Consider the following 25,417-nt stretch of genomic DNA (forward strand, 5'->3'; position numbering starts at 1 on the left):
TCCGATTCGATGGAAGTAGCGGGCAATTCTCGCACAAAGTTGTCGCTTCAGCCTTAGGCCGGTGTTAACTTCGATTTAGTCGCCCAGCGCCGCCAGCAGCTCGGCCTGGTGTTCGGCGGCCAGCGCGTTGGTCAGCTCCGTCAGGTCGCCGTCCATGATGAAGTCCAGCTTGTACAAGGTCAGGTTGATGCGGTGGTCCGTCATGCGGCCCTGCGGGTAGTTGTAGGTGCGGATGCGTTCGCTGCGGTCGCCCGAGCCGATCAGGCTCTTGCGGGTGGCAGCCTCCTTCGACTGCTGCTCGCGCAGCTGCACGTCCTTGATGCGCGCGGCCAGCACCTTCATCGCCTGCGCCTTGTTCTTGTGCTGCGAGCGGTCGTCCTGGCACTCGACCACGATGCCGGTCGGCAGGTGGGTGATGCGCACGGCCGAATCGGTCTTGTTGATGTGCTGTCCGCCGGCGCCGGAAGCGCGGTAGGTGTCGATGCGCAGGTCGGCCGGGTTGATGTTGACGTCTTCCACCTCGTCCGCCTCCGGCATCACCGCCACCGTGCAGGCGGAGGTGTGGATGCGGCCCTGGGTTTCGGTGGCCGGCACGCGCTGCACGCGGTGGCCGCCGGATTCGAACTTCAGCTTGGAGTAGACGCTGTTGCCGATCAGGCGCACGATCACCTCGCGGTAGCCGCCCAGGTCCGACGCCGATTCCGACACCACTTCCACCTGCCAGCGATTGCGCTCGGCGAAGCGGGTGTACATGCGCAGCAGGTCGCCGGCGAACAGCGCCGACTCGTCGCCGCCGGTGCCGGCGCGGATTTCCAGGAAGATGTTGCGCTCGTCGTTGGCGTCCTTCGGCAGCAGCATCTTCTGCAGCGCCAGTTCCAGTTCCGCCAGGCGGGTCTTGGCCGCTTCGATCTCGTCCTGCGCGAAGTCCTTCATCTCCGGATCGGCCAGCATCTCCTGCGCGGCGGCCTGGTCGCCCACGGCTTCCTGGTAGGACTTGTACAGCACCACCAGCGGGCCCAGTTCGGCGTGCTCGCGGGTCATCTTGCGGTAGGCGTCCATATTACTGGTCGCGCCTTCGGTCATCAGCAATTCATCGAGTTCGACCAGGCGGTTTGCCAATTGATCGAGCTTGCCCAGCATGGATGGTTTCATAGCGTATTCGGTAAAGGAGTTGGAGCAGATGCCGCGGTGGCGGCGGGGAGTGCGCGGCGGCGTGGCGCGCGCGCGGCGCGGGGGCGGGCAGTGGCGCTAACGACGGCCGCGGAACAGCTGCGGCAGCAGCTCGGCCAGGTGGGCGCGTTCCTCGCCCTGCGCACGGTGCAGCGCCTGCTGCGGTCCGTGCATGAATTTCGCGGTCAGGCCCTTGGACAGGGCTTCCAGCACGGCGTCGATATCTTCGCCCCTGGCCAGCATCTTGCGGGCGCGTTCCAGTTCCAACTGGCGCAGCGCTTCGCCGTTTTCCTGCAGGCTCTGGATGATGGGCACCACGGCGCGGTCGTCGATCCAGTGCATGAACGATTGCACGCGGGTTTCGATGATCGCTTCGGCCTGGGCCACGGCGGCCTGGCGGTTTTCCATGCCGGTCTGGACCACTTTGCCCAGGTCGTCCACGGTGTACAGGAAGACGTCGTTCAGGCGGCCCACCTCGGCCTCGATATCGCGCGGCACGGCCAGGTCGACCATGAACATCGGCTTGTGGCGACGCGCCTTGATCGCGCGCTCCACCATGCCCAGGCCGATCAGCGGCAGCGACGAGGCGGTGCAGGAGATGACGATGTCGTACTGGTGCAGCTTGTCCTGCAGCTCGGCCAGGCGGATGGCGCGGCCGCCGAAGCGGTGCGCCAGGATCTCGCCGCGGTCCAGCGTGCGGTTGGCGATGGTGATGGACTTGGGATTCTGCGCCGCGAAGTGGGTGGCGCACAGCTCGATCATCTCGCCGGCGCCGATGAACAGCACGTTCTGCTCGGCGATCTTGTCGAAGATGCGCTGCGACAGCCGCACGGCGGCGGCCGCCATCGACACGCTGTGGGCGCCGATCTCGGTGGTGCTGCGCACTTCCTTGGCGACCGAGAACGAACGCTGGAACAGCTGGTGCAGATAGGTGCCCAGGCCGCCCGCCTCGTCGGCGGTGCGGATCGCGTCCTTGATCTGGCCGAGGATTTGCGTCTCGCCCAGCACCATCGAATCGAGCCCGGAGGCGACGCGGAAGGTGTGGCGCACGGCGTCGTGCTGCGGCAGCAGGTACAGGTGCGGGCGCAGCTCGGCGTAGTTCAGCTTGTGGAAATCGGCCAGGAAGTGGGCGCCGGCGTCGAGCGAATCGGGCACCCGGCTGGCCGCGTACAGCTCGGTGCGGTTGCAGGTCGACAGGATGGCCGCCTCGTCGCTGCCGCGATGGTCGATGCGCTCGAACCAGGAACGTGCCGCCACCACCGCCTGCCCCAGTTGCTCAGGGGCGAACGCCAGCTGCTCGCGCAGCGAGACGGGGGCAGTGTTGTGGTTGAGGCCGACGGCAAGCAGCTGCATTTCGGGTCCGTGCGTTGAGTGTTCGGACATTATACCGTGTTGTACCCGTAGGTTGCCTGTGGCTGCCTATATCCCAGGCAGCATAGCGGCCATATCAGAGGTCCGATCAGGCGCCCAGTTTTTCCAGGCGGTAGCCGTAGCTGTACACCGGCACCAGGCGGAAGCCGTTTTCTGGTTTTAACTGCAATTTATTGCGGACGCGGGACACGTGGGTGTCCATGGTGCGCGACGGCACGGCGGTCTCGCGTATCCACACCGCCTCGTGGATGTAGGCGCGCGACAGCGGCCGGCCGATGTTGCGGAAAAATAACAGTGCCAGGTAGAACTCTTTGTGGGTGACGTCCAAAACGATGCCATCCATCAACAAACGGCCGGGACGGGTCTCGAACACATACTGACCGAATTGTAATTGTTCGGCGCCATTTTGCGCCGGGTAGGCGCGGCGCAGCAAAGCTTGCACCCGGGCCACCATTTCGCTGCGGCGCAGCGGCTTGATCATGTAATCGTCGGCGCCGGCGGCCAGGCCGGCGACGATGTCGTCCTCGCCCGAGCTGGTGGTCAGGAACAAGACCGGGGCGCTGTCGGGCAGTTTTTCGCGGGCGCGGCGCAGCACTTCCGCCCCGCTGAGATCGACTACTTGCCAGTCGAGGATCAGCATGTCATAGCTGTCCTTGCGCAATTGCGCCAGCACGTCCTTGGCGGTCTGGAAGCTGTGGCAGACATGGCCTGCCGAGGTCAGCACCTGGCAAATCAGTTCGGCTTGGCTGCGGTCGTTGTCAAGTACGGCGATTCTCATACTACTGCCTGTAGGAAATTATGTTAAGGAGAAGTCACTACAAATATAACAGAGATTTACAAAAATAGTTAGCAAAATAGCTAATTATTTTTCTTAATGCACTAATATTTCCTTGACGACAACTCGATAATTCACCGTGCGTACCTGCACAACCATTACACGGTACACTGGAAAAACGCCGAATTCAATGAAGAAGTTGAAAAAAGGAAAGAAAGTCAGTGGACCGCGAGGAGCACGCATGGGACTGAAAAAAGACACAAATTGGACGCTGGTGCCGGGGACTGAGCGCGATATCGCGGCCGTGCGCGAGCGTTGCCGCAGGCTGGTGCGGCGGCGCGCGATGGTCTCGGCCGGCGTGGCGGCGGTGCCGATCCCTGGGCTGGACGTGGTGTCCGACCTGCGCCTGTTCGCGCTGCTGATCGACGACATCAACCAGGAGTTCGGCCTGACGGCGCAGCAGATCGAGCGCATGCAGCCGAAGTTCCGGCTGATCGCCTACGAGGCCGCGATCGGCGTCGGCGGCATGCTGGTGGGGAAACTGGTGACGCGGGAAGTGGTGTTGCAGCTGCTGCGGCGCAGCGGCCTGAAGTCGGTGGCGCGGCAAGCCGGCAAGCTGGTGCCGCTGGCCGGACAGCTGGTCTCGGCCGGCATCGGCTTCGTGGCCTTCAGCCAGATCGGTTACCAGCATGTGGATGCCTGCGCCAAGGTGGCGCAGGAACTGGTGACGGCCGGGATCGCCCGGCCGCTGTAGCGCGCCGGTGTGCCTAAGCGTCCGGCAGCACCACGTTCACGTCCAGCACCTCCAGGTTGCCCTGGCGGTCCAGCGAGATCTTGATGTCGTCGGCGTTGACCTTGGTGTACTTTGAAATCACCTCGATCAGCTCCTTGTGCAGCGCCGGCAGGAAGTCCGGACCGCTGCGGCCATTGCGCTCGCGCGCGATGATGATCTGCAACCGCTCCTTGGCCGCGGTGGCGGTTTTGGGTTTTTGCGGGAACAGGAATGAAAGCAGGGCCATGATTACTTGCTCCCGAAAATACGCTGCAGCAGGCCGGGCTTCTCGTAGTTAGTGAAGCGCAACGGCAATTCCTGGCCGAGGAAGCGCGACACCACATCTTCGTAGGCTTCCGCGACATCGGTGCCCTTGAAGTGAATCGCCGGGTTACCCTGGTTCGACGCGTGCAGCACCGATTCCGATTCCGGAATGATGCCGATCAGTGGAATGCGCAGGATTTCCTGCACATCTTCGTACGACAGCATTTCGTCCGCTTCCACGCGTTTCGGCGAGTAGCGGGTGATCAGCAGGTGCTCTTTGACGGGCTCGCCGCCGGTCTGGGCGCGGCGCGACTTGGCCTGGATGATGCCGAGGATGCGGTCCGAATCGCGCACCGACGACACTTCCGGGTTGGTGACGATGATGGCTTCGTCGGCGAAGGTCAGCGCCATCAGCGCGCCGTGCTCGATGCCGGCCGGCGAATCGCAAATGATGAACTCGAAGCCCATGTTGATCAGTTCGTGCAGCACGACTTCCACGCCATCTTCCGACAGCGCATCCTTGTCGCGCGTCTGCGACGCCGGCAGGATGAACAGGTTGTCGCAGTGCTTGTCCTTGATCAGCGCCTGGGTCAGCGATGCCTCTTTATTGATCACATTGATCAGGTCGTACACCACGCGGCGTTCGCAGCCCATGATCAGGTCGAGGTTGCGCAGGCCGACGTCGAAGTCGATCACCGCGGTTTTATGGCCGCGCATGGCCAGCCCGGTGGAGAAGCTGGCGCTGGAAGTCGTCTTACCGACACCGCCCTTACCGGACGTTACAACAATAATTCTCGCCACAAAAAAATCCTTTTCAGAGAGTTGCTACTCAAGCGCGGTTTGCAGAATTGACAGATAGTATATCGATTCGGTCGCCGACCAAGCGAATTTGCGCAGGGGAACGTGCATATTCGGCCGGGAAGCCGTCTTCAAAAGTGCGGTAAACGCCGGCAATGGAGACTAACTCCGGCGACATATTCATGGCAAAGATGCGGGCTTCGGCATTGCCGGAAGCGCCCGCCAGCGCGCGGCCGTTCAGCGTGGCGTACACGTGGATGCTGCCGTCGGCGATGATCTCGGCGCCGTTGTTGACCACGGCGGTGATGATCAGGTCGCAGCCGCGCGCGTAGATGCGCTGGCCGGCGCGCACCGGGGTGTCGATGATCATCACGCCGGCGTTGCCGGGCTGGGCTTCGGCCGCTGCGGCGGTGGGCGCCGCAGGTGCAGCGGCGGGAGCGGCCTTGACCGGCACTGCTACGGGCTCCTGCTCTTCGCGCGGCTTGGTCGCGGTTTCCACGCTCAGGCCGTGGGCGGCGATTTCGGCGGCCATGGCCGGCGGCGCGTTGCGCACGGCGACCGGGTTCAAGCGGTATTTCTTCAGCAGGGCGATGATGCCGGCCCAGTCGATCTCGCTGCCGGCCGGCAGCGCGGCGACGTCGATCACGGTCAGGTCGTCTTCGAAGAAGTCGGTGGTGCCGCCGGTCATTTCGGCCAGCGCGGCGTCGAGGGCCAGGCGGTCCGCCGTGGACAGGATGGCGGAGACTGCGACTACGGTGGAAATCTTAATTTCTATGGGCTTTTGAAACAGGCTCTTGGACATGGGCGACAGTAATAGAGGGTTAACCTCGCGCGCATGCGCAGGCACGAGCATTTTACTGTGGAAAGCGACGGATGGGGAGGGCTGGCACCGTACTGGGCCAGTAAAAATGCGGGATGGCGGCGGCCCGGCAGGCCGCCGCCACGATATTGCTTAGTAGATCGCGTGCTCGGCGCGCAGCTGGCGGGCGGCGGCCACCATGTTGCGCAGCGCGGTTTCGGTTTCCGCCCAGCCACGGGTTTTCAGCCCGCAATCCGGATTGACCCACAGATGGGCCGCTGGGATCACCGCGCTGGCCTTCTGCAACAGGCGCACCATCTCGGCCTGGCCCGGCACGCGCGGCGAGTGGATGTCATACACGCCGGGGCCGATCTCGTTCGGATAGCGGAACTGGCCGAAGCCGTTCAGCAGCTCCATGTCCGAGCGGCTGGTCTCGATGGTGATGACGTCGGCGTCCATGGCGGCGATCTGCGGCAGGATGTCGTTGAACTCGGCGTAGCACATATGGGTGTGGATCTGCGTGCCGTCGGCCGCCGCGCTGGCCGACACGCGAAAGGCGCGCGTGGCCCAGTCCAGGTACGCGTCCCAGCGGCTGCGGCGCAGCGGCAAGCCTTCGCGCACGGCCGGCTCGTCGATCTGGATGATGCCGATGCCGGCCTGCTCCAGGTCGGCCACCTCGTCGCGGATCGCCAGCGCGATCTGCAGCGCGGTGAGCGCGCGCGGCTGGTCGTCGCGCACGAAGGACCATTGCAAAATCGTGATCGGGCCGGTCAGCATGCCCTTCATCGGCTTGCCGGTCAGGCTTTGCGCGTGCACGGTCCAGTCCACCGTCATCGCTTTCGGACGGCTGACGTCGCCGTAGATGACGGGCGGCTTGACGCAGCGCGAGCCATACGATTGCACCCAGCCCAGCTGCGTGAAGACGAAGCCTTGCAGCTGTTCGCCGAAATATTCGACCATGTCGTTGCGTTCGGCTTCGCCGTGGACCAGCACGTCCAGCCCCAGATCTTCCTGGCGGCGCACGGCGTAGGCGATCTCTTCGCGCATCCTGGCGTGGTAGCTGGCGGCGCTCAGTTCGCCGCGCTTGAAGCCGGCGCGGGCGGCGCGGATGTTGGCCGTCTGCGGGAACGAGCCGATGGTGGTGGTCGGGAAGGCCGGCAGCTTGAAGCGGGCGCGCTGCTCGGCCTGGCGCTGGACGAACTGCGAACGGCGCTGGTCGGCGTCGGCGGGCAGCGCGGCGATGCGTTCGCGCACGGCGTCCTGGTGCACGCGCGGGCTGGCGCGGCGGCTGGCGATGGCGGCGCGCGAGACGTCCAACGCGTCGGCGGTGGCGGTGTTGGGAGTGGCACCGGCGTCACCCTGCAGCGCTTGCTTGAGCACATACAGCTCGTCCAGCTTCTCGGTGGCGAAGGCCAGCCATGAGCGGATTTCATGATCGAGCGCGGTTTCCGCCGCCAGCGTGAACGGCACGTGCAACAGCGAACACGAGGACGACAGCCACAGCTTGCCGCCGCGCTTCTCCACGATCGGCGCCAAGGTGGCCAGCGCCGCGTCGAGGTCGGTGCGCCAGATGTTGCGGCCGTCGACGATGCCCACCGACAGCACCTTGTGCACCGGCAGCCAGTCGGCAATGCTGGTCAGTTCCTGCGGCGCGCGCACGCCGTCCACGTGCAGGCCGGCCACCGGCAGGCGGCAGGCCAGGCTGAGGTTTTCTTCCAGCGGCGAGAAATAGGTGGCCAGCAGCAGCGGCACGCCGACCTGGTTCAGCTGCCAATAGCTGTTTTCAAACGCGCTGCGCCACGGCGCCGGCAGGTCGAGGCCGAGGATGGGCTCGTCGACCTGCACCCACTGCACGCCTTGCGCCTTCAGGCGGTCCAGCACCTGGCCGTAGACCGGCAGCAGCTGGTCCAGCAGGCTGAGGCGATCGAAGCCGGCGTCCTTGGCCTTGCCCAGCCACAGGAAACTCAAGGGTCCCAGCAGCACGGCCTTGACCGCATGGCCCAGCGCCAGCGCTTCGTTCACTTCGTCGAACAGGCGCTCGCAGGCCAGCGAGAAGGCGGTTTCCGGCGTGAATTCCGGCACCAGGTAGTGGTAGTTGGTATCGAACCATTTGGTCATTTCCAGCGCGGCCGAGGCGTGCGCCTGGCCGTCGTGGTGCGCATGGTCGTGGCCGCAGGCGGCCGGCTCGACCTTGGCGCCATTGCCGCGCGCCATGGCGAAATAGCGGCTCAATTGCGACTGATCGGCGCTGAAGCCGTAGCGGGACGGTTCGCAGCCCAGCAGCTGGATGTGGTTGGCGACCTGGTCGTAGAAGGCGAAATCGCCGACGGTGACGAAGTCCAGCCCGGCCTGCTGCTGCAGGGCCCAGTGGCGGGCGCGCAGTTCGCGGCCGACGTTTTCCAGGTCGGCGTCCGGCAGTTCGCCGCGCCAGTTGGCCTCCAGCGCGAACTTCAATTCGCGCGCCGCGCCGATGCGTGGAAAGCCCGGAACGTGGCTTTGTATGGCTTTATTCGATGTTGTCATTTTGATGTCATCCGCATTTAATATTGGTGATATAAAGTGTGCGGCAATCCGGTCTATAATCAAAACGAAAGATTTTGCTGCTTCACATGAAAAATTTTAATAGACCATGCTAGAGATACGCCACCTGCGCACCCTGAGTGCCCTCCGTTCCGCCGGCAGTCTGGTTCGTGCTGCGCAACTGCTGAATTTGACGCAGTCTGCCCTGTCGCATCAGATCAAGTTGCTGGAAGATCGCTACGGTGGGCCGCTTTTTGAGCGAAAATCCGTGCCGATCGGGTTTACCGCCACTGGCGCCCGGCTGCTCAAGCTGGCCGATCTGCTGCTGCCGGAAATCGAGTCGGCCGAGCGCGAAGTGGCGCGCCTGACCCAGGGCGACACCGGCCAGTTGCGCGTGGTGTTGGAGTGCCATACCTGCTTCGACTGGCTGATGCCGGTGATGGATGAATTCCGCAAACGCTGGCCGGAAGTGGAAATCGACCTGGTGTCGGGCTTCCACAGCGAGCCGGCCGAGCTGCTGCGCAGCGGCGCCGCCGACCTGGTGATCGGATCGCCCTACGGCCCGGACTTCGCCACTTTCCCGCTGTTCCGCTTTGAAATCCTGGTGGTGATGGCGCAGAAGCACCGGCTGGCGGCCCAGCGCCGCCTGCAAGCGGCTGATTTTGAAGGCGAAACGCTGATCACCTACCCGGTGCCGGAAAGCCGCATCGACCTGATTCGCGAAGTGCTGCAACCGGCCAATATCCAATTCGAACGCCGCACCGCCGAGCTGACGGTGGCGGTGCTGCAACTGGTGGCCAGCCGCCGCGGCATCGCCGCGCTGCCGAACTGGGCGATCAAGAACTACGTCGATTACGACTACGTGATCGCCAAGCCGATCGGCGAGCAGGGCTTGTGGAGCGATTTGTTCGTGTCGGTGCCGGAGGCGCAGAAGCACAAGGCTTACGTGCTCGACTTCGTCAACGTGATACGCGAACAGTGCGCCAGCACGCTGGACGGTATCAAATTATTATCGTGACAGACTGATATTGTTTCTTCAAAATGAATGCGGCGCCTTTGACGCAAGTCAAAGTTGCCACCATGTGCGACGCTTACGATGGGTGCCCAACGACTGCTGGTCGTTGGCACGGATGCTGCTAGAGAAACCTTGTCAAACCTTGGGAAAGTTCTCGCGGCGACGCACCATCGAAACACCGCACGACCCTGTCGCTCGAAGCGTATTATCGAAGTTCGCGTTGTTGCTAAACTAAGCCGGCCCTGGCCGGCGCATTGGAGAGTCAAATGGATGATGTAGTTATCGTGGCCGCTGGCCGTACTGGTGTCGGCAAATTCGGCGGTAGCCTGGCCAAGACGCCAGCTTCCGAATTGGGCGCACACGTGATCAAGGGCCTGCTGGCCCAGACCGGTATCGATCCGAACCTGATCAGCGAAGCCATCCTGGGCCAGGTGCTGACCGCCGGCGTCGGCCAGAATCCGGCACGCCAGGCGGTCATCAAGGCAGGCCTGCCGAATACCATACCTGGTTTCACCATCAACCACGTGTGCGGCAGCGGCCTGAAAGCCACCCACCTGGCGGCGCAAGCGATCAAGGCCGGCGATGCCGAGATCATCATCGCCGGCGGCCAGGAAAACATGAGCGCCTCGCCGCACGTGATGAACGGTTCGCGCGATGGCTTCCGCATGGGCGACTTCAAGATGGTCGATTCCATGATCGTCGACGGCCTGTGGGACGCCTACAACCAGTACCACATGGGCACCACCGCCGAGAACGTTGCGAAGAAATACGAGATTTCCCGCACCGAGCAGGACGAGTTCGCGCTGAATTCGCAGCTGAAAGCCGAAGCCGCGCAAAAAGCCGGCAAGTTCAAGGATGAGATCCTGCCGCTGGAAATCGTTCAGAAAAAGGGCAGCATCGTGTTCGACAGCGATGAATACGTCAAACCGGGTTCGACCATCGAAGCCTTGTCCGGCCTGCGTCCCGCCTTCGCCAAGGACGGTTCCGTCACCGCCGGCAACGCCTCCGGCCTGAACGACGGCGCCGCCGCCGTGATCATGATGTCCGCCACCAAGGCCAAGGAACTGGGCCTGCCGGTGCTGGCCAAGGTCAAGGCCTACGCCTCGTCCGGCCTGGACCCTGCCTTCATGGGCATGGGCCCGGTCTCGGCCACCAAACTGTGCCTGAAAAAGGCCGGCTGGACCCCGGACGACCTGGACCTGATGGAAATTAACGAAGCCTTCGCCGCCCAGGCCGTGGCCGTGAACAAGGAAATGGGCTGGGACACCAGCAAGATCAACGTCAACGGCGGCGCCATCGCCATCGGTCACCCGATCGGTGCATCCGGTGCCCGCATCCTGGTCACGCTGATCCACGAAATGGTGCGTCGCGACGCCAAGAAGGGCCTGGCTTCGCTGTGCATCGGCGGCGGCATGGGCGTGGCGCTGGCGATCGAACGCGCTTAATGCGCAAATAAGTAGCATCCGCAGCAGCAGTGCCGCGCCGGGCTGGTCCCGGTGCGGTGTCAGATGATTTTTGGTGTCAATTTAAGAGGGGACGAAAATGGCAAGAGTTGCATTAGTAACCGGTGGCATGGGTGGTCTGGGCGAGGCAGTATGTTTTAAACTGTCGGCACTAGGCTATTGCGTCGTTACCACGTATTCCCCTGGCAATCCGAAGGTCGAGCAATGGCTCGCAACTACCCGCGATCAGGGCTTTAATTTCCGCGCATACCCGTGCGATGTGGCCGATTACGATTCGGCCCAGGCGTGCGTCGCCGCGATCCAAAAGGATATCGGTCCGATCGACGTGCTGGTGAACAACGCCGGCATCACCCGCGACATGACCTTCAAGAAGATGGACAAGCCGAATTGGGACGCCGTCATGGCCACCAATCTGGACTCCGTGTTCAACATGACCAAGCCGGTGTGCGATGGCATGGTGGAACGCGGCTGGGGTCGCATCATCAACATCTCGTCGGTCAACGGCCAGAAAGGCGCGTTCGGCCAGACCAACTATTCGGCCGCCAAGGCCGGCATGCACGGCTTCACCAAGGCGCTGGCGCTGGAAGTGGCGCGCAAGGGCGTGACCGTCAACACCATCTCGCCGGGCTACATCGGCACCAAAATGGTGATGGAGATCCCGCAAGAAGTGCTCGACACCAAAATCATTCCGCAAATTCCGATGGCCCGTCTGGGCAAGCCGGAAGAAGTGGCAGGCCTGGTGGCCTACCTGTCGTCGGACGAAGCGGCTTTCGTCACCGGCGCCAATATCGCCATCAATGGCGGCCAGCACATGTCCTAATTGGCATCATGTTCTAGCCTCGGGCCAGGATCGTTCGCGATCCTGGCTTTTTTTTCGTACAATCTGCTATCGATGCCTAAAGGATAGCCATGTTCGACCCGACTTCGCCCCTGTTCCCGCCCGTCCTGCCGTCGCGCCACGGCATGCTGGCGGTCGACGACCTGCACACCATTTACTGGGAGGAGGTCGGCAATCCACAGGGCATACCGGTGGTCTTCCTGCATGGCGGGCCGGGCGCCGGCCTGTCGCCGCAGCACCGCCGCTTCTTCGATCCGGACCAGTACCGCGTGATCCTGTTCGACCAGCGCGGCGCCGGCAAGTCGCTGCCGCTGGGCGAGTGCCGCAACAACACCACCCAGCTGCTGGTGGACGACATCGAACGCCTGCGCCTCATGTGCGGCATCGAGCAGTGGCTGGTGTTCGGTGGTTCCTGGGGCTCGACGCTGGCGCTGGCCTACGGCCAGGCGCATCCCGAGCGCTGCCTGGGCTTCATCCTGCGCGGCATCTTCCTGTGCACGCAGGCGGAAGTGGACTGGTTCCTGCACGGCGCCCAGTGGTTCCATCCCGAGGTGCACGCCGAATTCGTCGCGCCGATTCCGCCGGCGGAACGCGGCAACCTGCTGCAAGCCTATGTCGACCGCATCATGAGCGACGACCCGGCCATCCACTGGCCGGCGGTGCGCGCCTGGAGCCGCTTCGAAGGGCGGCGTGTGTTCCTGATGCCGCAGGCCGAAGATCCGCCGTCCGACACGCTGGACCTGGGCGTGGGCCGGCTGGAATCGCACTACATGGTCAACCTGGGCTTCTTCAGCGAGGACCAGCTGCTGCGCAATATGGAGCGCATCGCCCACCTGCCGGCGGTGATCGTGCAGGGCCGCTACGACGTGATCTGCCCGCCGGTATCGGCCTGGCGCTTGCACCAGGCCTGGCCCGGATCGCTGCTCAACATGGTGCCGGACGCCGGTCACGGCGCGATGGAAAAGGGCATTTCGCGGGCCCTGGTGGGCGCCACCGAGCAGTTCAAGAGGAGCCGCGGATTTGCCTGACGATTTGGCCAGCCCCGCCCGGAATCGGCGCATACCCGGTCCGGGCTGATACACTATCGATAATTCCAGCTACAACGCATCCATGAATATACAAGTCGGCGATATCGGCCACATCATCCAGCTGGCGATCGCGCCGGTGTTCCTGCTGACCGGCGTATGCACCAACCTGATGGTGCTGACCAACCGCCTGGCGCGCATCATCGACCGTTCGCGGGTGCTGGAGGACAGGCTCGATATCGGCTACAGCGACGTTTATCTGAACGAACTCGATGTGCTGTACCGGCGATCGCACCTGATCAACGCCTCGATCACCCTGTCGACCGCCTGCGGGCTGCTGATTTGCCTGGTGATTGCGATGCTGTTCCTGGGCGATATCACCAACATCTCGCTGGATAAATACATCGCCGGCATGTTCGTGGTGGCGATGCTGGCCCTGATCGGCAGCTTCGTCTACCTGCTGCGCGAGATTTTCATCGCCTCGGCGGCGATGCGCTCGCACCGCCACGTGCGCCGCACGATCAAATAACTTTGCAAAGAATAGAGTACCAACATGCACGATTACAAACGCCCTCCGACCCTGTACCGCTACGGCGTGCGCGAAGACCTGGAACTGGCGCTGACCCAGGGCCAGTTTATCCTGACCCCGGCCAACAGCTGCCTGACCCTGAGCTTCTCGCAGGCGTGGGACCGCAAGCTGTTCGAGCTGTTCTCGTCGGACACCTGCCTGGTCATCCACAACACCGAGGAATTCGGCGAGCGCCTGCACCGCGCGGTGCAGCGCACCTTGCCTAGCTGGGCCGGCATCGACGGCGCCATCGAATACGGCACCCGCGCAGCCTTGGGCGCGGCCTTCACCAAGACCGCCGCCGAAGCGCCGGAACAGGAATGGCAGTTCGCCTGGCGCGCCATGCAGGCGAAGCTGAGCCTCAATCCGGTGCTGGTGAAGATCGGCAGCCTGGAAAACTTCGCCGAGCTTCGCGACCGCGACACGTATCTGGCTTAAATTCGTCGCTTAATTACTTGGCGTCTTCGCGGCGATCGAGACGCGCCAGCACGGCGCTCATCATGCGCTCGATATCGCCGCGTATCATCTTCGCGCCGAGGATGCCGGGCACGTAGAAGTTCGGTATCAGCTTGCCGCTGTAGACCACCTTGGTGCCGCCGGTTTCGGGCACCGGTATCAATTCCCAGTGCGATTCGTAGTGCTTCATGTCGCCGGAGATCAGCGAGATGTCGATCGACGACATCGGCTGCTCGGTCGCGCGCACGATCAGGTGGATGGATTTGGACACGAACAGGAAGCGCGCCACGCCGAATTGTTCAATGATGACTTCATTGCCATTGCGCGACAGGACCCTGCACGACTCCATATCGGGCACGAATTCGGCCATGCGCTCGTAGCCGGTCAGGATGCGCCATACCTTCGGCAGTGGCGCCGCCACCGTGCCGGTGGCGTCCACTTCATACATATGCAGCGCATCTAACTCGACCCGATTGACCGACACCTCCAGCTTGGGCAATTCAAGCCTAGGTGCTTGCGCCAACACCGGGGCGGCTACACCTAGCATCAAAAACAGAAGGAATCGCATCATCTTTCCAGCGTAAGGGAAAGGGTGGCAGAATACAAGAGCGCTACCGCACCCACGGTCAAATTCAGGGGCGGCCGCCGGGACTTTAGAAGCCCAGGTCTAGAGAATTGCGTTTTAATGCGTCCATCATCACGTCTGACTCTAACAACCATAATGACAACTTCACCATACCCACACCTGCTGGCCCCCCTCGATCTTGGCTTCACGACGCTGCGCAACCGCGTTCTCATGGGCTCCATGCACACCGGCCTTGAAGACCGCTTCTACAACTACGGCAAGCTGGCCGCCTTCTACCGCGAACGCGCGCGCGGCGGCGTTGGGTTGATCGTCACCGGCGGCATCTCACCCAACCGCTCCGGGTGGCTGCTGCCGTTCGGCGGCACGCTCAACTTCAAGGGCGATGTGATCAACCATCGCCGCGTCACCAGCGCGGTGCACGAAGAAGGCGGCAAGATCCTGATGCAGATCCTGCACGCGGGCCGCTACGGCTACCAGCCGTTCGTGGTGTCGGCGTCGGAGAAGAAGTCGCCGATCTCGCCGTTCAAGCCGCGCGCGCTGACCGAGGCCGGCATCGAATCGACCATCCGCGACTACGCCCGCTGCGCCAAGCTGGCGCGCGACGCCGGCTACGACGGCATCGAAGTGATGGGCAGCGAAGGCTACCTGCTCAACCAGTTCCTGTGCGCGCGCACCAACCTGCGCACCGACCGCTGGGGCGGCAGCATCGAGAACCGCATGCGGCTGCCGGTGGAAATCGTCAAGCGCATCCGCGCGGAAGTGGGCAATGACTTCATCATCATGTACCGCCACTCGCTGCTCGACCTGGTCGATGGCGGCAACACCTGGGACGACGTGGTGGCCGTGGCCAAGGCCTTGCAGCACGCCGGCGTGACCATCCTCAATTCCGGCTACGGCTGGCACGAGGCGCGCGTACCAACCATCGTGACCTCGGTGCCGCGCGGCGCCTTCGCCAGCCTGGCGGGCCGCCTGCGCCGCGAAGTGACGATACCGGTGGTGGCGTCCAACCGCATCAATATGCCGGCCGAGGCGGAAGGCATCCTGCAACGTGGCGACGCCGACATGATTTCGATGGCGCGTCCCTTCCTGGCCGATTCGGAGTTCGTCAACAAGGCCGCGCAAGGGCGCGCCGACGAAATCAACACCTGCATCGGCTGCAACCAGGCCTGCCTGGACCACACCTTCTCCAACAAGCGCGCCAGCTGCCTGGTCAACCCGCGCGCCTGCCACGAGACGGAACTGGTCTACGCGCCAACGGCGAAAAAGCGCCGGGTGGCGGTGGTCGGCGCCGGCCCTGCCGGTTTGTCGGCGGCCACGGTGGCGGCGGAATGCGGCCATGACGTGACCCTGTTCGACTCCAGCGACAGCGTCGGCGGCCAGTTCAAGATCGCCATGCAGATTCCGGGCAAGGAGGAATTCGCCGAGACCATCCGCTACTTCCGCCGCAAGCTGGAACTGACCGGCGTGACCGTCAAGCTGGGCGTGCGCGTCACGCGCGAGCAGCTGATCGCCGACGGCTACGACGACGTGGTGGTCGCCACCGGCATCAAGGTGCGCCGTCCGCCGATCGAGGGCATCAACCATCCGAAGGTGCTGTCGTATATCGACGTTTTGCAGAACAAGGCGCCGGTGGGCAAGCGCGTGGCCATCATTGGCGCGGGCGGCATCGGCTTCGATGTCGGCGAATATCTGCTGCACGATCCGAAGCATCCGCTGCCGCTGGCGCTGGATGTCTGGGCCAAGGAGTGGGGCGTGGACATGAAGGGCGATGCGCCGGGCGGCCTGACCACCGTCTCCGCGCCGGAGCCGGTGCGCCAGCTGTATCTGTTGCAGCGCAAGGTATCGAAGCTTGGCGCTGGCCTGGGCAAGACCTCGGGCTGGGTGCACCGCGCGGTCCTGGCGCGCAACGGTGTAGTGATGCTGGCTGGCGTGCAGTACGACCGTATCGACGACCAGGGCCTGCACGTGACCATCGCCGGCGAGCAGCGTTTGCTGTCGGTGGATAACGTGGTGGTGTGCGCGGGCCAGGACAGCCTGACCGAGTTGATGCCGTCGGAAGAGGAAGTCAAAGCCAACGCCAAGTGGCCGCGCTTCCACAAGATCGGCGGCGCCGCGCTGGCGGCGGAGCTGGACGCCAAGCGCGCCATCAAGGAAGGCGCGGAGCTCGCGGTCAGCCTGTAAGCTACAAGCGCTGTAGCGCGTTATCGATGTCCACCGTGTACAACTCGGTGGGCAGGCTGACGGTGGCGGCATCGCATGCGATGTCGACATTGCCGCCGTCCTCCAGCCGCAGCGTGGCCTTGTGTTGTGCGCTGCAAGCACTCATCACCGCCTGTGCCGTCGTCTGATCCGAGAACATCGCGCGTCCCTCTGCGCCGACCACGCCCATGCCGGGCCGCAGCACCTTGCAGGCCGGGCCGTCGGCGATGCGGCTGACAGTCGGTTCGTTGTACATGCTGACGGCGCCACCGCAGTCCGCACGCATCAGTTGCGCCATCATCGCTTGCGCTACCACGGTGATTGCGGCCGGTGTCCATTTTTCCGCCGGCTTGAATATCGCCCCCGGTGTGCGGGCGTAGGCCGCCATCACGCCGGCCAGTGGCTCGTCGCCCGCCACGCGGGTTAGCCAGCGCGGTTGGCAACCGGCGGCCGCGCCGCATTCCAGGGCTTGCGCAAAGTCGGTCTTGCCGGCGCGCTGCGCCATGCCGTAGTAATCGCGCAGCATCAACATCGCCGGCCGCTTGTTGGCGCGGCTGGCGAGTCCGATGGCGTGGAAGGCCATGCCGCAGGCATAGGGCGTGCGCCCCCACTGGCGATCGGCGGTATGCCGCCAGCTCTTGCCGCTCGCGGCGATCACGCAGCCGTTGATCGCAGCTTCCAGTTCATCCTTCAGCGCCCCGCGGTTGCGCCAGCCGAGTGCCGCGGCGGTGCGCCAGCTCAGGAATTCGGCGCCGCCTTCGCTGATCATCTCGTGTTCTTCGTGCCATGCGTCGGTCCACTTGGCCGGTTGCAGCAGGTGGCTGACTTCGTGCGCGATGTAGCTACGCATCGCCGGCTGCGCCTGCGCCAGCGCCGTCGCTGAAAAGGTCAATCGCATGGTGCTGCGGTTGGCGACGTCGCCGCGCCAGCTGTTTTGATCGGGGGATAGCACCGCGACGATGTAGGGCGCCGGGAAGTCGATGCCGGGCAGCGACTTGGCCAGATAGGCGGTGGCGTCGAGGATGGTGTCGCGGAAGAAGCGCGTGTCGGCGGCCGACAGGCGCGGGTCCAGATGCATTCTTCCCTGCGGCTGGGGTTCCAGCAGCAAGGCCACCGGCAGGTAATGCGCGTCGGCTTTGGTTGAAGGCAGCACAGCTTCGCTGCCCGCCGCCACGCCGTCCACGACCACCGCACCATTCGGGGCGCTGAACTTCCAGGCGACGGCGCCGCAGGACGCGGGATTGACGGCGTAAGCGCTGGTGTGGGCGTAGAAGCCCTGGCCTATCGGATAGGCCCACGGATAGACGCGGTCGAGGTTGCGCGTGGCGGCCGGAATCCGGAAGCGCAGGCTGGTGCAGGAAGCGGCTTTGCGGCGGACCTGCTTGCCGTCGACCTCACCGCAGTCGTCGAGCGCGGTCCAGTCGCGGCGGATCTCGGCGGCACTCGCAGGCGGAATGCCGGGGTTGGAAAAATCGAGCGCGCCGCATGTCGCGGGCAGGTCGTAGCGCAGTTCCAGGCTGGTGCTGTCTGTGGCGCTCAATGTGACGGTGACCGATTGCGCAGACGCGGTTGCTGCCAGCGTCAGCGCCAACAGGGCGGATAAACTACCTTTCAAAGCTGCTACTCCTAAAGTCGATCTACCATGCGGGCCACTGCCTGCTCGAAGCTCTGCTTGCCGTCCATATAGGGGCGCCATTCGCTTTCCACCGGCGCTACCAGAGGAGACCAGTAGCCTTTAAACAGGCCGCTCTTGTCCGCGTAGGGTTGGTATTCTAGGCCGTCACGCCGCTTGAAGGCATCCTTCACCACACTGCCGACGGTGTAGAACTGCACCACGTGCCACAGTTCCGAATCGGGCTTGCGCTGCGTCGCCTTGAGGCGCGCTTCGATGGCGTCCTCCAGTTTTTCCGTTGAGGCGATGTGTGATATTTCGTGGTACAGCATCTCCAGAGACGCCATGCCTTGATAGCTGGGGCGTCCTGCGGGGATCACTGTCTGCGTGCCGGTGTAGGCGCCCTGGCGCTTGCCGGTTTCCACCACGATGTCGATGCGGATGGGCGTCAGCGGGAATGGTGTTTGCAGATAGCGGGCTATGCCTTCCTGCACTTCCGCGCCGTAGCGCTCATCGAGTCGCTTCGCTTCGGCTATCCATTGCTGGTTGCTGGCGTCCTGCTGCGCCCAGATGCAGCGCGCGTATATCGGCGCCACGCTGTCCAATGCGGCCGCCAGCTGCGGGGGCAATGCCAGGCCGCTGGTGTCGCGCCGCGTATCGGCCACGCTCAACGCGGTTTTGATGGCCGTCATCTGCTCGTCGAACAGCAGGTCGCGCTTGGCGTAGTTGTCGCGATACCAACTGACGGCGCTGCGCAGCGCCGCCATTTCGTCGGCGGAGGGCGTGGCCGTCCAGTTGATCTTTTCCAGCTGCTCCGGATGCACGCCCAGGTTGTACAGGAAGTGGTGCAGGTTCATCAGGAACGCGCTGTGGAACTCCAGCTTGACACGTGCCGGCGATGCACTCGCGCCGGCGACGATGATGGATAACGGCAGCGCTGCGGCGCAGCGCATCAATGCGCGTCTAGTGAGCATGGTGATTTCCTTTTTTTGACATATTGGCCAGTACAAATTCCGTCATTCCCTTCGCCAGTTCCTGCTCGCCGATAAAGATCTCTCCGGCGCGTTCATCGCGCAGCAGTTCCGCCACTTCGTCGCTGTGGGTGCGCACCACGGTCTTGATGTTGGGGTTGAGCGCGCGCGCGGTTTCGATCATGGTCCGCACGTCGAAGGTGTCCGGCGTGGCGATCACCAGCATCGCGGCGCGCGCGATGTGGGCCTGGATCAGCACCGCCGGCTCGCCGGCATTGCCGGCCACCGCATGCGCGCCTTCCTTGCGCAACTGGTCGACCAGTTCGCGATTCTGTTCCGCCACCACGAAGGGGATGCCGCGCTCGGTGAGCACCGCGGCGATGCGCCGGCCCACGCGGCCATACCCGACCAGCACCACCTGGCCCGTCAGATGCTCCTGCGGCACCGATGTCGGCAGCTCCGCCAGCGGATCTGCGGGCCGCTCGAACCTGGAGGCCAGCGCCGCGTTCTTGCCCAGCCAGCGCTCCAGCGGCTTGGTGATGCGGAACACCACCGGGTTGAGCGCGATGGAGATGATGGCGCCGGCCAGTATCAGGCTTTGCCCTTCGACCGGCATCAGGCCCAGGGACAGGCCCAGCGCCGCCAGGATGAAGGAGAACTCGCCGATCTGCGCCAGGCTGGCCGACACCATCAGCGCGGTCTTGACCGGGTAGCGCAGCAGCAGCACCAGCAGGAAGGCCGCCACCGATTTGCCGACCACGATGATGGTCACCACCGCCAATAGCTTGAGCGGCTGCTCGACCAGGATCGACGGCTCGAACAGCATGCCGACCGAAACGAAGAACAGCACCGCGAACGCATCGCGCAGCGGCAGTGATTCCTCGGCGGCGCGGTGCGCCAGTTCGGATTCGCGCAGCACCATGCCGGCGAAGAAGGCGCCCAGCGCGAACGAGACGCCGAAGTAGTGGGTCGATGCGTAGGCGATGCCGACGGCAGCGGCGATCACGCACAGCGTGAACAGCTCGCGCGAGCCGGTGCGCGCCACCTGCCACAAGATCCAGGGGAACAGCTTGCGGCCGACCACCAGCATCAGCGCGATGAAGGCGCCGACCTGGCCCAGCGTGATGGCCAGCGTGGTCCACAGGTTCGCTTCGCCCATGGCCGTGACGCCGTGGCTTTCGCTGTGCGTGCCGCCCAGCGAACCGGCCAACGCCGGCAGCAGTACCAGCACCAGCACCGTCACCAGGTCTTCCACCACCAGCCAGCCGACCGCGATGCGGCCGTTGAAGCTATCGAGGATGCCGCGCTCCTCCAGCGCCCGCAGCAGCACCACCGTGCTGGCCACCGACAGGGCGAGTCCGAACACCAGCCCACCGCCCATGCTCCAACCCCAGAAGTGCGCCAGCGCCATGCCGAGCGCGGTGGCCACTGCAATTTGCAGCACGGCGCCCGGCAGCGCCACGCGCCGCACGGCCCACAGGTCGTCGAGGGAAAAATGCAGGCCGACGCCGAACATCATCAGCATCACGCCGATTTCGGCCAGCTGCCCGGCCAACGCCGTATCGGCCACGAAGCCCGGCGTGGCTGGGCCGATGATAATGCCCGCAGCGAGATAGCCCACCAGCGCCGGCAGCTTGAGGCGCGTTGCGATATAGCCGAACAAAAGGCCGAAGCCCAGTGCGGCCGCGATGGTGGTAATCAGGCTGATATTGTGGGGCATGCGTGCGGGGTTCCTACGATAGGGGGGAACCCTAGCGTAGCACAATCATGCCCGGCGCGGACTACATGGCCAGTGCGGCCGGCGCCATGCGCATGCTGACGCCGAAGCGGTTGAAGGCGTTCATCAGCGAGACGGCCACGGTCAGGTCGGCCAGTTCTTTTTCACCGAGGACGGCCAGTGCCTGTTGATAGTCCTGGTCAGGCACATTGGTCTGGGCGACGCGGGTCACGCTTTCGGCCCAGGCCAGCGCGGCGCGCTCCTTGTCGCTGAACAGCGTGGCCGCTTCCTGCCACACCGGCACCAGCGCCACCTTGTCGATCCGGACGCCCTGGTTCAGCAGGTCGCGGGTGTGCATGTCGATGCAGTAGGCGCAGCCGTTGATCTGCGATACGCGCAGGTAGACCAGTTCCACCAGCTCGGCCGGCAGGCCGCAGGTCTGGATGTAGCTTTTGACGGCGGTGAAGCCCTTGTAGGCCTCCGGTGCGTGTTTGAATACTTCGAGGCGCTTACTCATGACGGTTCCCTGATGGATTGCGAATGAGCGTATTTTGCTGGCGCATGGCTCAGTCGTGAAGGGCCAAGAACCGGCTACTCGACTAGGCCATGTTCATATCAGCCTGAGGATGCGCTTGCCCAGTTCGCGCGCCCGCTGCGGCGTGTCGATGTTGGTGAAGGCCAGCAGCAAGGCCGACGAAGCACGCGGCAGCAGCGTGCGCTCGGACAGCGCCAGCGCCGCCATGCCGTCCTGCCGCATGCGTTCGGCCAGGGCGCGGTCGGTGTGGTGGCCCTTCATGCGCAGCACCAGGTGCATGCCGCCCGGCTGCGGATCGATGCGCAGGTGCTTGCCCAGCACCGCATGCAATCCTTCCGCGGCGATCTGGCGGCGTTCGGCGTAGAGGCGCCGCATGCGCTGGATGTGGCGGGCGAAGTGGCCTTCGTTCATGAAATCGCTGACGATGGTTTGCGTCAGCGCGGGCCCGCCGGCGGCGAACGTATGGCAGGTTTGCTCGAAGCGCCGCACCTGCGCCTCCGGCACCACCAGGTAGGCCAGCCGCACCGCGGGGAACAACACCTTGCTGAAGGTGCCGGCGTACAGCACGCGGCCGTCGCGGTCCAGGCTTTGCAGGGCAGGCAGCGGGCGGCTCGCGTAGCGGTATTCGCCGTCGTAGTCGTCTTCCACGATCCAGGCATCGGCCTGCGCCGCCCAGTCCAGCAGGGCGAGGCGGCGCGGCAGCGACAGCGACACGCTCAGCGGACATTGATGCGCCGGCGTGACGATGGCGGCCCTGGCGCGCGGCGCCGTGGCGACGCCGTGCGACACCACCAGGCCTTCCGCGTCGACCGCCACCGGGGCCAGGTTCATGCCGGCTTGCGTGAGCAGCGCGCCGGTGGGCGGGAAGCCGGGATCTTCCACCCACACGTCGTCGCCCGGTTGCAGCAGGGTGCGCACGACCAGCTCCAGCGTGTTGCGGTAGCCGGAAGTGATGAACACCTGCGACGGCGAGCAGTTGATCCCGCGCGATAGCTGCAGGTAGGTGGCGATGGCCGCGCGCAGCGGCGCCTGGCCGGCGAAGGGCGGGTAGACCATGTCGTCGCCCTGGGTGGCGCGGATCGCGCGCGCCGCCAGCCGCGCCCACACCTTGCGCGGGAAGGCATCCAGCGCCGGCAGGCCCATTTGGAAGGGACGGTTCAGCGCTTCATGCACCGGGGAGGGCGATGCGCCGGCGGGTGTGCGCCGCGTGCGCGTGGGTGGCTTCGATACCGCCGTCGCCGCGTGGCGCGCCAGCGCCGGCGTGACCACGGTGCCGGCCTGGCCGCGCGTTTCGACGTAGCCTTCGGCGGCCAGCAGCGAGTAGGCCGCTTCCACCGTGCCGCGCGCCAGGCCCAGTTCCAGCGCCAGTGCGCGGGCGGACGGGATGCGGGCGTCCGGCAGCAGCAGGCCGTCGGCGATGGCGCTGCGGAAGCGGGTGTAGATCTGCCGATACAGAGGTTCGGCGGCGGCGTTGTCGAGCAGGAGGAAGTCGGGCTTGGTTTTCATGGCCTAGTCGAGATGTCATTTTATGGCTCTGGAGATTATGCCATTGCCGCCATAAGATGGTGTTTTCAAAGGAGCGACCATGCACGAAAAACTGAAAGTTGTGGAGACGGTTGAGCAGCTGCGCGCCTGCTATCCGGTGATGAGGGAACTGCGTCCGCACCTGCAATCTGAAGAAGAATTCGTCACGCGCGTGACGCGCATGAACGCGCAAGGCTACCGCATCCTGGCCGCCTGGGAAGATGGCGAAGTGGTGGCGCTGGCCGGTTATCGGCTGGAAGAGAACCTGGTGTATGGCCGCTTCCTGTACGTCGACGACCTGGTGGCCGGCGAGAAGACGCGCGGCCAGGGCTGGGGCGCGCGCTTGCTGGAGCGCCTGACGGTGGTGGCCGATCAGGCGGAGTGCGCCAAGCTGGTGCTCGACACCGGGCTGGCGAATGCGCGGGCGCAGCGCTTCTACTTCCGCGAGGGGCTGATGACGGGCGCCATGCGCTTCGGTAAATTCCTGAAGGCGGGTGCGGCATGAAGATCCTGCACATCACCTGCAGCCCGCGTGGACAGCAATCGGTGAGCTACCGCCTGTCCCAACGCGTGATGGACCGCCTGTTGTCGCAGCATCCCTCCGCGCAGATCGTCACGCGCGACCTGTGGGCCGAGCCGCTGCCGCATGTCGATGGCGAGTATGCGGGGGCATTGGGCGGCGCGCGCAATGGCGCGAGTGCGGAGCATGGGCGCGCCATGTCCTCGCTGGCGCTGTCGGCACGCCTGGTCGGCGAACTGCGCGACGCCGATTGCGTGATCATCGCCACGCCGATGCACAACTTCACAGTGCCGTCGGCGCTGAAGGCCTGGCTGGACCACGTGGTGCGCATCGGCGTCACCTTCAACGTCACGCCGGAGGGCAAGATCGGCACGCTGGCGGACCGTCCGGTGTACATCGCCGTCAGCTCCGGCGGCTACCGCACCGGCGAGCGCGCTCGCCAGCCCGACTTCCTCGAACCCTATCTGCGCGCCATCCTGTCGACGATAGGCTTGAAGAACCTGAGCTTCTACTCGGTCGAGTCCACCGTCGCCGGGCCGGAAGCGACGACGGCCGCATTCGCGGCCGTCGAGCGGGAACTGGACGTCGTTTAGATCCGGCGCACCACCACGCAGCCGATCGAGTAGCCGGCGCCGAAGGAGCAGATCACGCCCAGCTGGCCGGGCGCCATGTCGTCCGAGTGCTTGTGGAAGGCGATCACCGAACCGGCCGACGAGGTGTTGGCGTAGGTGTCGAGGATCACCGGCGCTTCGCCCGGCTCGGCGTCGCGGCCCAGCACCATGCGGCTGATCAGCAGGTTCATGTTCAGGTTGGCCTGGTGCAGCCAGTAGCGGCTCACCTGCGGCACTTCCAGGCCGGCGCCGGCGATGGTGGTCTTGATCATCTCGGCGGCCATCGGGCACACATCCTTGAACACCTTGCGGCCCTGCTGGCGGAACAGCTTGTCCGGCTGGCCGATGCCGGCTTCGTCGAAGCGGTTCAGGAAACCGAAGTTGTTACGGATGTTGTTGGAGAAGCTGGTCTTGAGCTTGGTCTCGACGATTTCCCAGCGGTGCGAGCCCTTGGCCGTGTCGGCCGCCTCGATCACCATCGCCGTGCAGGCGTCGCCGAAGATGAAGTGGCTGTCGCGGTCGCGCCAGTTCAGGTGGCCGCTGGTGATTTCAGGATTGAGCACCAGCACCGCGCGCGCCTGGCCGCTCTGCACCGCCGCCACCGCCTGCTGGATGCCGAAGGTGGCCGACGAGCAGGCCACGTTCATGTCGAAGCCATAGCCTTCGATGCCCAGCGCGCCCTGCACTTCGACCGCCATCGCCGGGTAGCCGCGCTGCATATTGGAGCAGGCCACCAGCACCATGTCGATATCGGCCGGCAGGCGGCCGGCGCGGTCGAGCGCCTGGCGCGCCGCCGCGACGCAGATTTCCGCCTGCAGCGACAGTTCCTCGTCGGTGCGCTCGGGGATGCGCGACACCATGCGTTGCGGGTCCAGGATGCCGGTCTTTTCCATCACGTAGCGCGATTTGATGCCCGACGCCTTCTCGATGAAGGCCACGCTGGACAGTTCCAGCGCCGTGACGGAGCCGTCCGCGATGGCGGCGGCGTGGTCGGCGTTGAACTGTTCGGCGTAGGCATTGAAGCACTCCACCAGCTCTTCGTTGGAGATCGACTGGGCTGGCGTAAAGAGACCGGTACCGCTGATGACCGCTTGTTTCATGTTTAAACTTTCAAATTAAGCAATGGCTCATGCCAATAATGAGGCAAATTCTACACAATGACTGCACGATCGAGGAAAAAGCGGCAAAAATAAAAGCGGCGCCCCTGAGGCGCCGCTGAGTTCGCTACAACAAACCGGGGGTCAAGTCCTGAACCTTCCCCTCAAATTTTGAAGATAGCGATTAACGATCTCAGCTCGCCAAGAGCGA

The 25,417-nt window shown here is 64.4% G+C and carries 24 protein-coding genes; 10 read left to right on the top strand and 14 right to left on the bottom strand.

The features are described 5' to 3' along the window. Positions 1 to 75: 75 nt before the first annotated feature. The 3 genes from prfA to AC07OK_RS13630 all read right to left on the bottom strand — a co-directional run bounded on the left by prfA (position 76) and on the right by AC07OK_RS13630 (position 3,319). Positions 76 to 1,152 carry a peptide chain release factor 1 gene (prfA, locus tag AC07OK_RS13620; RefSeq protein WP_494690794.1) on the bottom strand — a complete coding sequence of 359 codons (1,077 nt, stop codon included), beginning with the start codon at positions 1,150 to 1,152 and terminating at the stop codon, positions 76 to 78. Between the two features lie 96 nt (positions 1,153 to 1,248). Further along, positions 1,249 to 2,523 carry a glutamyl-tRNA reductase gene (gene hemA / locus AC07OK_RS13625; RefSeq protein ID WP_494690795.1) on the bottom strand — a complete coding sequence of 425 codons (1,275 nt, stop codon included), beginning with the start codon at positions 2,521 to 2,523 and terminating at the stop codon, positions 1,249 to 1,251. A gap of 106 nt (positions 2,524 to 2,629) precedes the next feature. Then, positions 2,630 to 3,319, bottom strand: a complete 690-nt coding sequence (locus tag AC07OK_RS13630; RefSeq protein ID WP_494690796.1) for a response regulator transcription factor — start codon at positions 3,317 to 3,319, stop codon at positions 2,630 to 2,632. A 238-nt stretch (positions 3,320 to 3,557) separates the two neighbouring features. Between AC07OK_RS13630 and AC07OK_RS13635 the strand changes: the two genes are divergently transcribed. Next, on the top strand, positions 3,558 to 4,070 hold the full coding sequence (locus AC07OK_RS13635; protein WP_494690797.1) for a hypothetical protein: 513 nt from the start codon (positions 3,558 to 3,560) through the stop codon (positions 4,068 to 4,070). Positions 4,071 to 4,083: 13 nt separating this feature from the next. On the opposite strand, the gene minE is transcribed toward AC07OK_RS13635, so the two are convergent. The 4 genes from minE to metE all read right to left on the bottom strand — a co-directional run bounded on the left by minE (position 4,084) and on the right by metE (position 8,472). Then, entirely contained in the window at positions 4,084 to 4,335 is a 252-nt protein-coding gene (minE, locus tag AC07OK_RS13640; protein ID WP_008443622.1) for a cell division topological specificity factor MinE, read from the bottom strand. A gap of 2 nt (positions 4,336 to 4,337) precedes the next feature. Further along, a complete protein-coding gene (gene minD / locus AC07OK_RS13645) occupies positions 4,338 to 5,153 on the bottom strand; it encodes a septum site-determining protein MinD (protein ID WP_026334797.1) in 816 nt (271 codons plus the stop codon). 28 nt (positions 5,154 to 5,181) lie between these two features. Beyond that, complete coding sequence (minC, locus tag AC07OK_RS13650; protein WP_494690798.1) at positions 5,182 to 5,952, bottom strand: septum site-determining protein MinC; 771 nt, start codon at positions 5,950 to 5,952, stop codon at positions 5,182 to 5,184. Between the two features lie 150 nt (positions 5,953 to 6,102). After that, positions 6,103 to 8,472, bottom strand: coding sequence for a 5-methyltetrahydropteroyltriglutamate--homocysteine S-methyltransferase (gene metE / locus AC07OK_RS13655; RefSeq protein ID WP_494690799.1), 2,370 nt, complete (start codon positions 8,470 to 8,472; stop codon positions 6,103 to 6,105). 106 nt (positions 8,473 to 8,578) lie between these two features. Here metE and AC07OK_RS13660 point away from each other — a divergent pair, with 106 nt between their 5' ends. From AC07OK_RS13660 to AC07OK_RS13685, 6 genes are all read left to right on the top strand, one after another. Continuing rightward, complete coding sequence (locus tag AC07OK_RS13660; RefSeq protein ID WP_494690800.1) at positions 8,579 to 9,487, top strand: LysR family transcriptional regulator; 909 nt, start codon at positions 8,579 to 8,581, stop codon at positions 9,485 to 9,487. A 263-nt stretch (positions 9,488 to 9,750) separates the two neighbouring features. Then, positions 9,751 to 10,929, top strand: coding sequence for an acetyl-CoA C-acetyltransferase (locus AC07OK_RS13665; protein ID WP_494690801.1), 1,179 nt, complete (start codon positions 9,751 to 9,753; stop codon positions 10,927 to 10,929). Between the two features lie 97 nt (positions 10,930 to 11,026). Next, entirely contained in the window at positions 11,027 to 11,767 is a 741-nt protein-coding gene (gene phbB / locus AC07OK_RS13670; protein WP_494690802.1) for an acetoacetyl-CoA reductase, read from the top strand. An 89-nt stretch (positions 11,768 to 11,856) separates the two neighbouring features. Continuing rightward, the gene (gene pip, locus AC07OK_RS13675; RefSeq protein WP_494690803.1) at positions 11,857 to 12,813 is read left to right on the top strand and encodes a prolyl aminopeptidase; all 957 of its coding nucleotides are present in this window, start codon (positions 11,857 to 11,859) and stop codon (positions 12,811 to 12,813) included. A gap of 82 nt (positions 12,814 to 12,895) precedes the next feature. Next, entirely contained in the window at positions 12,896 to 13,339 is a 444-nt protein-coding gene (locus AC07OK_RS13680) for a DUF2721 domain-containing protein (RefSeq protein WP_217941360.1), read from the top strand. A 24-nt stretch (positions 13,340 to 13,363) separates the two neighbouring features. Continuing rightward, positions 13,364 to 13,816, top strand: coding sequence for a hypothetical protein (locus tag AC07OK_RS13685; RefSeq protein ID WP_217941359.1), 453 nt, complete (start codon positions 13,364 to 13,366; stop codon positions 13,814 to 13,816). 13 nt (positions 13,817 to 13,829) lie between these two features. On the opposite strand, the gene AC07OK_RS13690 is transcribed toward AC07OK_RS13685, so the two are convergent. Beyond that, entirely contained in the window at positions 13,830 to 14,402 is a 573-nt protein-coding gene (locus AC07OK_RS13690) for an SRPBCC family protein (RefSeq protein ID WP_494690804.1), read from the bottom strand. Positions 14,403 to 14,555: 153 nt separating this feature from the next. On the opposite strand from AC07OK_RS13690, the gene AC07OK_RS13695 reads away from it, so the two are divergent. Beyond that, entirely contained in the window at positions 14,556 to 16,601 is a 2,046-nt protein-coding gene (locus AC07OK_RS13695) for an oxidoreductase (RefSeq protein WP_494690805.1), read from the top strand. Position 16,602: 1 nt separating this feature from the next. Here the strand turns inward: AC07OK_RS13695 and AC07OK_RS13700 are convergent, their stop codons facing one another. From AC07OK_RS13700 to pdxR, 5 genes are all read right to left on the bottom strand, one after another. Further along, positions 16,603 to 18,234, bottom strand: coding sequence for a hypothetical protein (locus AC07OK_RS13700; RefSeq protein ID WP_494690806.1), 1,632 nt, complete (start codon positions 18,232 to 18,234; stop codon positions 16,603 to 16,605). A gap of 11 nt (positions 18,235 to 18,245) precedes the next feature. Then, entirely contained in the window at positions 18,246 to 19,205 is a 960-nt protein-coding gene (locus tag AC07OK_RS13705) for a hypothetical protein (RefSeq protein ID WP_494690807.1), read from the bottom strand. Then, positions 19,195 to 20,922, bottom strand: coding sequence for a cation:proton antiporter domain-containing protein (locus AC07OK_RS13710; protein ID WP_494690808.1), 1,728 nt, complete (start codon positions 20,920 to 20,922; stop codon positions 19,195 to 19,197). Before AC07OK_RS13710 ends, AC07OK_RS13705 begins: the two co-directional genes overlap by 11 nt. Before the next feature lie 61 nt (positions 20,923 to 20,983). Then, positions 20,984 to 21,436: a carboxymuconolactone decarboxylase family protein gene (locus AC07OK_RS13715; RefSeq protein WP_494690809.1), complete on the bottom strand. Its 453-nt coding sequence runs from the start codon at positions 21,434 to 21,436 to the stop codon at positions 20,984 to 20,986. A 93-nt stretch (positions 21,437 to 21,529) separates the two neighbouring features. Further along, a complete protein-coding gene (gene pdxR, locus AC07OK_RS13720) occupies positions 21,530 to 22,960 on the bottom strand; it encodes a MocR-like pyridoxine biosynthesis transcription factor PdxR (RefSeq protein WP_494690810.1) in 1,431 nt (476 codons plus the stop codon). A 79-nt stretch (positions 22,961 to 23,039) separates the two neighbouring features. On the opposite strand from pdxR, the gene AC07OK_RS13725 reads away from it, so the two are divergent. Continuing rightward, positions 23,040 to 23,483, top strand: coding sequence for a GNAT family N-acetyltransferase (locus AC07OK_RS13725; protein WP_494690811.1), 444 nt, complete (start codon positions 23,040 to 23,042; stop codon positions 23,481 to 23,483). After that, entirely contained in the window at positions 23,480 to 24,091 is a 612-nt protein-coding gene (locus AC07OK_RS13730) for an FMN-dependent NADH-azoreductase (RefSeq protein WP_494690812.1), read from the top strand. The genes AC07OK_RS13725 and AC07OK_RS13730 overlap by 4 nt, the downstream gene beginning before the upstream one ends. Here the strand turns inward: AC07OK_RS13730 and AC07OK_RS13735 are convergent. Beyond that, positions 24,088 to 25,209 carry a beta-ketoacyl-ACP synthase III gene (locus AC07OK_RS13735; RefSeq protein ID WP_494690813.1) on the bottom strand — a complete coding sequence of 374 codons (1,122 nt, stop codon included), beginning with the start codon at positions 25,207 to 25,209 and terminating at the stop codon, positions 24,088 to 24,090. The genes AC07OK_RS13730 and AC07OK_RS13735 overlap by 4 nt on opposite strands. Positions 25,210 to 25,417: the final 208 nt, after the last annotated feature.

The sequence above is a fragment of the Duganella sp. GW821-FHT07G03 genome (assembly GCF_059418605.1).